Genomic DNA, 8,662 nt, shown 5'->3' with positions numbered 1-8,662 from the left:
ATCGGACACAATGCCGACCGAGAAGACGACGAAAACGGTTCCGAGCAATCCGGCGCGCAGCTTGTTGACTTCGTTGGAATCCATACGCCCCTTGCTCCCTTTTCCGGCGGACAGAACCGTCCACTCCGTCCGTCGGTATCGTGACCGTCCTGCCAGGGCGGTCAAATCGGGCGGAAACTAGGTCTTTTGCGGCGGCGTTGCAACACCTATAAGGGCGCTTCCAGTGAGACCTTTTGCCACTTTCCCTGTCCTCTTTCGAGACGCCTTGCACCCGAAATGTCCACGCTGATCCTGATCCCGGCCCGCATGGCTTCGACCCGCCTGCCGGGCAAGCCGCTGGCCGACATCGCCGGCGCCCCGATGATCGTCCATGTCGCCCGCCGCGCCGCCGAAGCCGGCCTTGGCCGGGTGGTGGTGGCGACCGACACCCAAAGCGTGGCGCAAGCGGTGCGCGCGCACGGTTTCGAGGCCGTGATGACGCGCATGGATCACGAATCCGGCTCCGACCGCATCCACGAGGCGCTGATCGCGCTCGACCCCGGGCGCAAGGTCGAAACCATCGTCAATGTGCAGGGCGACCTGCCGACGATCGATCCCCAGATCATCGCCGCGTCGCTCAGGCCTTTCGAGGACAGTGCGGTGGACATCGCCACGCTCGGCGTCGAGATCGTCCGCGACGAGGAAAAGACCAATCCCAATGTCGTCAAGATCGTCGGCTCGCCGCTCTCAGGCACCAGGCTGAGGGCGCTCTATTTCACCCGTGCCACGGCGCCTTGGGGCGAGGGGCCGCTCTACCATCATGTCGGCCTCTACGCCTATCGCCGCGAAGCACTCGAGCGTTTCGTCGCGCTGAAGCCGTCGCCGCTCGAACGGCGCGAGCGGCTGGAACAGTTGCGGGCGCTGGAAGCCGGCATGCGCATCGACGCCGAGATCGTCGAGTCGCTGCCGCTCGGCGTCGACACGCCCGAAGACCTCGAACGCGCCAGACAGATCCTTTCAACCTGAGATATCGGCATGCCTGAAAAGACCAACAGAATATCCTTCCAGGGCGAGCCGGGCGCCAATTCCGACACCGCCAGCCGCAACATGTTCCCTTCGATGGAGCCGTTGCCATGCCCGACTTTCGAGGATGCCTTCAACGCGGTCGAGACCAACAAGGCCGACCTCGCCATGATCCCGATCGAGAACACCATTGCCGGGCGCGTCGCCGATATCCATCATCTCCTGCCGGAATCGAAGCTGCACATCGTCGGCGAATATTTCCTGCCGATCCATTTCCAGCTGATGGTGCTGCCGGGCGTCAAGCGCGACGAGATCAAGACCGTGCACAGCCACATCCATGCGCTTGGCCAGTGCCGCAAATACGTTCGCAAGAACGGTTGGAAGGCGATCGTCGCCGGCGACACGGCTGGCGCCGCCAAGATGGTCTCCGAGGTCAAGGACCGCACCATGGCGGCGCTGTCGCCCGCACTGGCAGCGACCCTCTACGGGCTCGATATCATCGAGCAAAACGTCGAGGATACCGACTCAAACGTCACCCGATTTGTCGTCCTGACCAAGAACAAGCAATGGGCCGAACGCCCGTCGCCTGACGTCAAGATGATGACGACCTTCATCTTCCGCGTCCGCAACGTACCGGCCGCGCTCTACAAGGCGATGGGCGGCTTCGCCACCAACGGCATCAACATGACCAAGCTGGAGAGCTACCAGTTGGGCGCTTTCACGGCGACGCTGTTCTACGCCGACATCGAGGGCCATCCCGACGATCCGCTGGTCAAGCTGGCGCTGGAAGAATTGCGCTTCTTCTCGCGCGAAGTGCGGATTCTGGGCGTCTATCCGGCCAGTGAGTCGCGTGAGCAGTGGAAGGTTGCGGACTAGAGCAGTTCACCGTTTCACGGAAACGGCGACCCGCTCTAACTCCTTGTTTTTACGCAATTCCCAAGGGAAAAGCGCTACGCGCATTTCCCGGGAAAACCGTTTCACACTTTTCCTGGAATTGCTCTAGATCACCGCGCCCAGCGGCACATAGTCGATCTCCATGAACGTCTCGACCTCCGGCACCCAGCGGTCGCGCACGAAGGCGACATGGTCGGGATGGTCATTGTACCTGGTGTAGGCGGCCTGGTCGGCGAACTCCATCGAGAAGCCGAAACGATAGTCGTTCTTGGGGCTGATCTGCCGCAATTGCTCGAAATGCGTGACGCCCCTGATCGCGGTGAGGATTTTCTTGGCGTCGACCAGGAATCGCTTTTCCTCCAGCGAATGCGGCGGATGCCTCAGCGTGAAAACGACGGTGTGACGGATCATGTCCTGCTCCTGCAATGTCTTTGGGTGTTCGCTGCCATCATTCTGAATCGACCCAGGCGCGGATGAGGTGATGCGCAATGGCGCCTTTCGGCGGCGTGACCAGATTGTCCTTGTGCGTCCTTTCCAGCATCAGGCGCACCTCGTCGCGAAAAAACCAGCGGCAGTCCTCAAGCTCGTTGAGGTCGGCCTGGATATCGTCGTTGAGCGGCTCGCCGAAGCAGCCGATCATCAGCGAATAGGGAAACGGCCAGGGCTGGCTGGCGTGGTAGACGACGCGGCCAAGCCGGATGCCGGCCTCTTCCAGCGTCTCGCGGCGCACCGCCGCCTCGATCGTCTCGCCCGGCTCGATGAAGCCGGCAAGGGCCGAGTACATGCCCGGCGCGAAATGACGGCCGCGTCCGAGCAGGCATTTTTCCCGCGTCGCCGTCAGCATGATCGCCACCGGGTCGGTGCGCGGAAAATGCTCGGTGCCGCAATTCGGACAATGACGCTTGTAGCCGCCGGCCCGCATCTGTGATTCGGTACCGCATTTGCTGCAGAAGCGATGGCTGGCATGCCAGGCAAGCAGGGCAGCCCCCTGCGCCATCGCGCCAGCCGCCGCCTCGTCGATCAGCCCTTGCATGTAGACCGAGCGGTAGTCGATGGCCTTGACTGTTTCCGGGAGCCGTTCGGGTTCGACGCCTGCGGGCACGGCCAGCACCGGTCCTCGTTCGGAAAAGCCGAGCAGGATGCCTTGCGCCAGCGAAACCTTGAAGGGTTCGCTCTCGGTCGCACCGAACCAGGGATCGAGCGCGCCGTCATCGCCGAGCTTCAGATAGAGCCGGCCGCCATGCATCAGAAGCAGCCGCGTCGCCGGGTCGGCCAGCGCCTTGTCGACCGAATCGTCGGCGCGGTTCTCGGACTGCCGGTCGATCGTGTTGCCGGCGAAGCCGACGAACTGGCTCGGCTCGCGCAAAGGCGCGTCAAACAGGCGGAAGCTCATGGGGACTCTGGAATATGTTGAGGGATGGACACGGGGAACGCTTATAGCGCCGCCTTGATCGTTTCGGCAAACCGCCGCAGGTCGGAACGTTCATAGGGCTCACGCAGGCCATGTCCCCACACAGGGCCTGGCCAGCCGGGATCGCCTTCTGAACGCGCGATGACATGGATATGCAGCTGGCGCACGATGTTGCCAAGCGCGCCGGTGTTGATCTTGGTACAGTCGGTCGCCTTCTTCAGCGCCTGCGCCACCATATTGGTTTCGAAGGTCAGCATCGCCTGGTCGAGCGGCGTCATGTCATGGATTTCCTCCGCGCCGGGCCGCTGCGGCACCAGCAACAGCCATGGCCAGCGGCGGTCGTTCATCACCCGCAGTTCGCACAGCCCAAGCCACATCAACTGCTCGCTGTCCGCCTCCAGCCGGGCATCCAGCGTGAATCCGGCCTTCAGGCCCGGCAGCATCGGCGTTTCCCTTGCTTTTCTTGGTTTCTTCAAACGCAGGAACGCTAGAGCGGCGGCAAGAGGGCTGCAAGCGAATCATTGCGCCTCTCACGCTTTGGTGCGCCAATTCCATATTTTTGCGATTTCTTCGGCGGACTTGCATTTCGTCGCGCAATTGCCGATATGGAAAGCGGGAGGTTGGTGGTGGACGATCCACTCGCCAACCGGGTCAGGTCCGGAAGGAAGCAGCCCTAACGAGCCCGGAACGGGTCATTGTTCCAGCCTCCCACCTCATCGGCCCCTCTCGCGACATTGACGACGCATTGCAGCGCGGGCGAGACTATGCGCAGGAATCGGCCGCCTTCGGGCGCGGCCATTTGGAGCTTTACGGGCGTATGAGCGAAGCCGGAAATTCGGGACCAAAAAGCCTGGAGATAGGCAAGGCCGCCGCCTATCGCGTGCTGGCGCGCAAATACCGTCCTTCGAATTTCTCCGAGCTGGTCGGCCAGGAGCCGATGGTGCGCACCCTGACCAACGCCTTTGCCACCGGCCGCATCGCCCAAGCTTGGATGCTGACCGGCGTGCGCGGTGTCGGCAAGACCACGACGGCGCGGATACTTGCGCGGGCGCTCAACTACAGGACCGCCACCGTCGACCAGCCTTCGGTCGACCTCGCGGTGCTCGGCGAGCATTGCCAGGCGATCATGGAAGGCCGCCATGTCGACGTCATCGAGATGGACGCCGCCTCGCACACCGGCATCGACGACATCAGGGACATCATCGAGCGCGTGCGCTATGCGCCGGTCTCGGCGCGCTACAAGGTCTACATCATCGACGAAGTGCACATGCTGTCGACGCAGGCCTTCAACGGCCTGCTGAAGACGCTGGAAGAGCCGCCGCCGCACGTCAAATTCATCTTCGCCACCACCGAAATCCGCAAGGTCCCGATCACCGTCCTGTCGCGCTGCCAGCGCTTCGACCTGAGGCGCATCGATGCCGGCGCGCTGGTCGCGCATCTCGGCTCGATCTCGGCCCAGGAAGGCATTTCGGTTGACGACGACGCGCTGGCGATGATCGCGCGCGCCGCCGAAGGCTCGGCCCGTGATTCGCTCTCCATCCTCGATCAGGCGATTGCCCATGGCGCCGGCACTGTCAGTGCCGCGGCTGTGCGGGCGATGCTGGGACTTGCCGACCGCGCCCGCATCGTCGACCTGTTCGAACATGTAATGAAGGGCGATGTGGCGGCAGCCCTTGGCGAATTCCGCGCGCAATACGATACCGGCGCCGATCCGGCCGCCGTGCTGACCGATCTTGCCGAGTTCAACCACCTCGTCACCCGGCTGCGTTTCGTGCCGACGGCCATCGAGGATGCCTCGCTGTCCGAGGACGAGCGGCAGCGCGGCGCCGATTTCGCCAGGACGCTGTCGGTCAGGGTGCTGTCGCGGACCTGGCAGATGCTGCTCAAGGGCATTCCCGAAGTGCAGTCCTCCAACCGGCCGGTGAGTGCCGCCGAAATGGTGCTGATCCGGCTGGCGCACGCCGCCGACCTGCCGACGCTGGACGAGGCGTTGCGATCGCTCGAAGGTGCCGCACCGGTGCAAAATGGCACGCCGCGCCCGAATGGTGCGCCTGCAGGGGGAGGCAATGGCGGTGGCGCCAGCGCGGTGGCGCAGACACGCATGCCCGCCGGTCCGGGCGGCGCGCAGACCATGCGGCTGGTCGAAGCCTCGCCTGCTCCCGTTGCCTTCGTCGCTCCGCCGGAGCCGGTCATGGAGGCGCAATCGGCGCCGCTGAAATCGCTGGCCGACATCATTGCCCTGGCCGATGCGCAGCGCGACATCGCCTTCAAGGTGCTGGTCAAGAGCTGCATCCGGTTTGTGCGCATCGAGCCGGGCCGCATCGACGTCGGCCTGACCAGCGATGCGCCCAAGATGCTGCTCAACGACCTGACGACGAAGCTTCGCGCCTGGACCGGCCGCAGTTGGCTGGTCTCGCTGTCGAAGGAAGAGGGCGGCCAGACGCTCGCCGAAATGGAATCGGCCAAGCGCGAGACGGCTTTTCTCGATGCCAAGAGCGACCCGACCGTGGCCGCCATCCTGGCGCGCTTTCCCGGTGCCAAGATCATCGACGTGCGCATTCCAGACGCGCCGGAAGCCGAAACGACAGAGGCCGAAGTGCCGGTCGAGCCGCCGGCTGACGACGATGAACCCTGATCCAGCCACGAATCCGCAAAGGACCCGACCATGAAAGATCTTCTCGGCCTGATGGGCAAGGCGAAGGAAATGCAGGCCAAGTTCCAGGCCATGCAGGACGAGATCGCCACGCTGGAGGCGTCCGGCCAGGCCGGCGGCGGCCTGGTCAACGTGACGCTGACCGGAAAATTCGAGATGAAGTCGTTGAAGATCGATCCGTCTCTGTTCAAGGAAGACGATGTCGAGATCCTGGAAGACCTGGTGCTGGCCGCCCACAATGACGCCAAGACCAAGGTTGAGCTGATCATGCAGGAAAAGACCAAGGCGCTGACCGCGGGCCTGCCGATCCCGCCGGGAATGAAACTGCCCTTCTAGCCTTCGGTGCGGCCATGGCCGAAGAGCCGTCCGAAAGACTGATCGAGCAGCGTATCCGCAACAGGATCTACGAGATCCTGGAAATCCTGACCGATTGTGACGACGGCGTCGATCTCGTCGGCATCAAGGGTTATTTCTATCTGTTCGAGGATTTCCTCCATCGCCCATCGATCGAAGCCGGCACATCGGCGCTTTCGAAGGACGAGCGCGCGATCGTGCTGGAGATCGCCGAATTCCTCGAGGCGGCAAGCGAGACAAATCCGGACTTCACCAAGGCTGAGTTCATAGACAGCGGCTGGCCGGGAAAGATCGCGCCGACGGCCAGGGAGGCGCGGACGCTGTTCCTCCGGCGCGGCCTGTTTTCGGAGAAGGTCGAGGAGCTTGAGCCTGGCCAGCCGGCCGCGATAACGGCCGGGCGGTAGATCGCTTCAGGAAAAATCGCGTGGTGCTTTCCCTTGGGGCAATTGCGGCGAAACAAAGAGAGAGCGCGGTCATCGCTTTTGTGAAATGACGGCTCGATCTATCTGGAAAGCCACGAAATTGTGCCAATTTGGCAACAGTACGTTGTTAATAACGTTTTGGCCATCATTTTGCCCGAAAGTGTCTCATTCTTGCCGCAGCCTGGGGGCGGGCACGAAGTGAGAGGGTTACCTGTTGATTTCCACGCGATGGAAGACGCCGCTGTTGCTCGGCGCCGTCATTTCACCCCTGTTTTTGGCTGCCTGCAGCCAGACCACTTCACACGGCATGTCCGTCGCCAGCCTGACCGACGCCATCACGCCGGGTTTCCTGAGTTCAGGGGCCTACAGCCACACGCCGAAGGACAAGGAATGCCTGGAACGGGCGATGTTCTTCGAGTCCAACCGCTCGAGCCGCGACGGCATGATCGCGGTCGGCACGGTGGTGATGAACCGGCTGCGCTCCGGCAACCATGGCAGCACCATCTGCCAAGTGGTGGGCGAGCCCGGGCAGTTCGCGCCTGGTGTCATGACAAGGCCGATGAATTCACGCGCAATGCCCGATGTCGAGGAAGCCGCCGACGCGGTGCTGAAGGGCGAGCGCAAGTCCAAGCTGAAGAACACCATGTTCTTCCACACAGCCGGCCTCCGCTTCCCCTACAAGAACATGCACTACACCATGGTTGCCGGCGGCAATGCCTTCTACGAGAAGCGCGGCCGCAACTGGCAGCCGCTGCCGGATGAGCCGCAGGTCGCGATTGCCTCGGCGGCGCCCGACAAGTCAGCCGCGCCGGTGACGATGGTCGCCTCCGCCGAGCCGGTGCGTCCAGCCAGGACCGCAACCGTTCGATCCGCTCCCGCCCAGCAGACCTATGTGACCGCCGCCGCCGCGCCGGCCGCGAAATCCGCGCGTGTCTCGCAAGAGCCGACGGTGGTGGCGATGCAGGAGCCGATGGAAGAGCCGGATGCCGCGCGTTTTGGCGGAAGCTTGAACACAAGGGTCATCTCGTCGGTTCAAGACGCGCCGCAAGAGGCGTCGATGGGGTTCCAGTCGACACCTGAGAACACAGACGCCATTGGCGCGATGATTGTCAGCCAGGGCCGGCCGCTCGAGACCAACTGATCTGCGCCCCGCGGGTCCGCCAAGGCCCAATATGTCGGTCATGCGGATGCAGATGTTCCAAAACGCTCTGAAAAATCCTGGAGCGGTTCACCGTTTCGCGGAAACGGTGAACCGCTCCAGCTTTTCGTTTTGACGCAATTCCGGACGGAAAACCGCTTCGCACTTTTCCTGGAATTGCTCTAGATCAGAGCGATGTCGAAGCGAATCGCCGGTCCCGAGATCGAACGTCTGATCCAGCTCCTGGCCAAGGTGCCGGGGCTGGGACCCCGTTCGGCCAGGCGTGCCGCCCTTCATCTGATCAAGAAGAAAGAGCAGCTTTTGTCGCCGCTTGCCGCCGCCATGGCCGAGGCGGCCGACAAGGTGCGCATCTGCTCGACCTGCGGCAATGTCGATACATCGGACCCTTGCATGATCTGCACCGATCTGCGCCGTGATGCCGGCACCATCATCGTCGTCGAGGACGTCTCCGACCTGTGGGCGCTGGAGCGCGCGGCGGCGATGAATGTGCGCTACCACGTGCTCGGCGGCACGCTGTCGCCGCTCGACGGCATCGGCCCCGAGCAGCTCAACATGCGCTCGCTGGTTGATCGCGTCGCCGGCGGCGAGGTCAAGGAGATCATCCTTGCCGTCAACGCGACGGTCGAGGGCCAGACGACCGCGCATTACCTCACCGACCAGTTGTCCGGCTTCGACATCAAGGTGACGCGCCTTGCGCATGGCGTGCCGGTCGGCGGCGAACTCGACTATCTCGACGAGGGCACGCTGGCCGCGGCGCTGCGTTCGCG

At 63.3% G+C, this 8,662-nt stretch carries 10 protein-coding genes, 1 other RNA gene and 1 pseudogene; 8 read left to right on the top strand and 4 right to left on the bottom strand.

Annotated elements, in window-relative coordinates; translation table 11 throughout:
• Nucleotides 1-84: pseudogene (locus tag EN914_RS39970) on the bottom strand (cytochrome c family protein); the annotation flags it as partial.
• A gap of 192 nt (nucleotides 85-276) precedes the next feature.
• Here EN914_RS39970 and EN914_RS14855 point away from each other — a divergent pair.
• Nucleotides 277-1,005, top strand: coding sequence for a 3-deoxy-manno-octulosonate cytidylyltransferase (locus EN914_RS14855; RefSeq protein ID WP_024503429.1), 729 nt, complete (start codon nucleotides 277-279; stop codon nucleotides 1,003-1,005).
• Between the two features lie 9 nt (nucleotides 1,006-1,014).
• Nucleotides 1,015-1,878: a prephenate dehydratase gene (locus EN914_RS14850; protein WP_032899233.1), complete on the top strand. Its 864-nt coding sequence runs from the start codon at nucleotides 1,015-1,017 to the stop codon at nucleotides 1,876-1,878.
• A 123-nt stretch (nucleotides 1,879-2,001) separates the two neighbouring features.
• Here the strand turns inward: EN914_RS14850 and EN914_RS14845 are convergent, their stop codons facing one another.
• The 3 genes from EN914_RS14845 to EN914_RS14835 are packed head-to-tail and all read right to left on the bottom strand — an operon-like array spanning nucleotide 2,002 to nucleotide 3,750.
• A complete protein-coding gene (locus EN914_RS14845) occupies nucleotides 2,002-2,307 on the bottom strand; it encodes a Dabb family protein (RefSeq protein ID WP_024503431.1) in 306 nt (101 codons plus the stop codon).
• A gap of 37 nt (nucleotides 2,308-2,344) precedes the next feature.
• Nucleotides 2,345-3,289, bottom strand: a complete 945-nt coding sequence (gene nudC / locus EN914_RS14840) for an NAD(+) diphosphatase (RefSeq protein ID WP_024503432.1) — start codon at nucleotides 3,287-3,289, stop codon at nucleotides 2,345-2,347.
• A gap of 41 nt (nucleotides 3,290-3,330) precedes the next feature.
• Complete coding sequence (locus EN914_RS14835; RefSeq protein WP_024503433.1) at nucleotides 3,331-3,750, bottom strand: HIT family protein; 420 nt, start codon at nucleotides 3,748-3,750, stop codon at nucleotides 3,331-3,333.
• 172 nt (nucleotides 3,751-3,922) lie between these two features.
• On the opposite strand from EN914_RS14835, the gene ffs reads away from it, so the two are divergent.
• From ffs to recR, 6 genes are all read left to right on the top strand, one after another.
• An RNA gene (ffs, locus tag EN914_RS14830) (signal recognition particle sRNA small type) lies at nucleotides 3,923-4,019 on the top strand.
• Nucleotides 4,020-4,124: 105 nt separating this feature from the next.
• Entirely contained in the window at nucleotides 4,125-5,942 is a 1,818-nt protein-coding gene (locus EN914_RS14825) for a DNA polymerase III subunit gamma/tau (protein WP_024503434.1), read from the top strand.
• Nucleotides 5,943-5,972: 30 nt separating this feature from the next.
• On the top strand, nucleotides 5,973-6,296 hold the full coding sequence (locus tag EN914_RS14820) for a YbaB/EbfC family nucleoid-associated protein (RefSeq protein WP_024503435.1): 324 nt from the start codon (nucleotides 5,973-5,975) through the stop codon (nucleotides 6,294-6,296).
• 14 nt (nucleotides 6,297-6,310) lie between these two features.
• Nucleotides 6,311-6,718, top strand: a complete 408-nt coding sequence (locus EN914_RS14815) for a hypothetical protein (protein ID WP_024503436.1) — start codon at nucleotides 6,311-6,313, stop codon at nucleotides 6,716-6,718.
• Nucleotides 6,719-6,950: 232 nt separating this feature from the next.
• Entirely contained in the window at nucleotides 6,951-7,877 is a 927-nt protein-coding gene (locus tag EN914_RS14810; RefSeq protein WP_013527929.1) for a cell wall hydrolase, read from the top strand.
• A gap of 192 nt (nucleotides 7,878-8,069) precedes the next feature.
• Nucleotides 8,070-8,662, top strand: a 593-nt coding sequence (recR, locus tag EN914_RS14805) for a recombination mediator RecR (RefSeq protein WP_127389137.1), incomplete at its 3' end; no start/stop codon positions are given.

The sequence above is a fragment of the Mesorhizobium sp. M7A.F.Ca.CA.001.08.2.1 genome, from assembly GCF_003998455.1.
Taxonomy (GTDB): Bacteria; Pseudomonadota; Alphaproteobacteria; order Rhizobiales; family Rhizobiaceae; genus Mesorhizobium; species Mesorhizobium ciceri.
Note: the sequence above shows the minus strand (reverse complement) of the source record. Positions and strands in the feature narration are given on the sequence as shown.

Bases quoted from the DNA above. Each gene is read 5' to 3' on its own strand.
- EN914_RS14855 (WP_024503429.1), top strand. From the start codon at position 277: ATGTCCACGCTGATCCTGATCCCGGCCCGCATGGCTTCGACCCGCCTG.
- EN914_RS14850 (WP_032899233.1), top strand. From the start codon at position 1,015: ATGCCTGAAAAGACCAACAGAATATCCTTCCAGGGCGAGCCGGGCGCC.
- EN914_RS14845 (WP_024503431.1), bottom strand. From the start codon at position 2,307: ATGATCCGTCACACCGTCGTTTTCACGCTGAGGCATCCGCCGCATTCG.
- nudC (WP_024503432.1), bottom strand. From the start codon at position 3,289: ATGAGCTTCCGCCTGTTTGACGCGCCTTTGCGCGAGCCGAGCCAGTTC.
- EN914_RS14835 (WP_024503433.1), bottom strand. From the start codon at position 3,750: ATGCTGCCGGGCCTGAAGGCCGGATTCACGCTGGATGCCCGGCTGGAG.
- EN914_RS14825 (WP_024503434.1), top strand. From the start codon at position 4,125: ATGAGCGAAGCCGGAAATTCGGGACCAAAAAGCCTGGAGATAGGCAAG.
- EN914_RS14820 (WP_024503435.1), top strand. From the start codon at position 5,973: ATGAAAGATCTTCTCGGCCTGATGGGCAAGGCGAAGGAAATGCAGGCC.
- EN914_RS14815 (WP_024503436.1), top strand. From the start codon at position 6,311: ATGGCCGAAGAGCCGTCCGAAAGACTGATCGAGCAGCGTATCCGCAAC.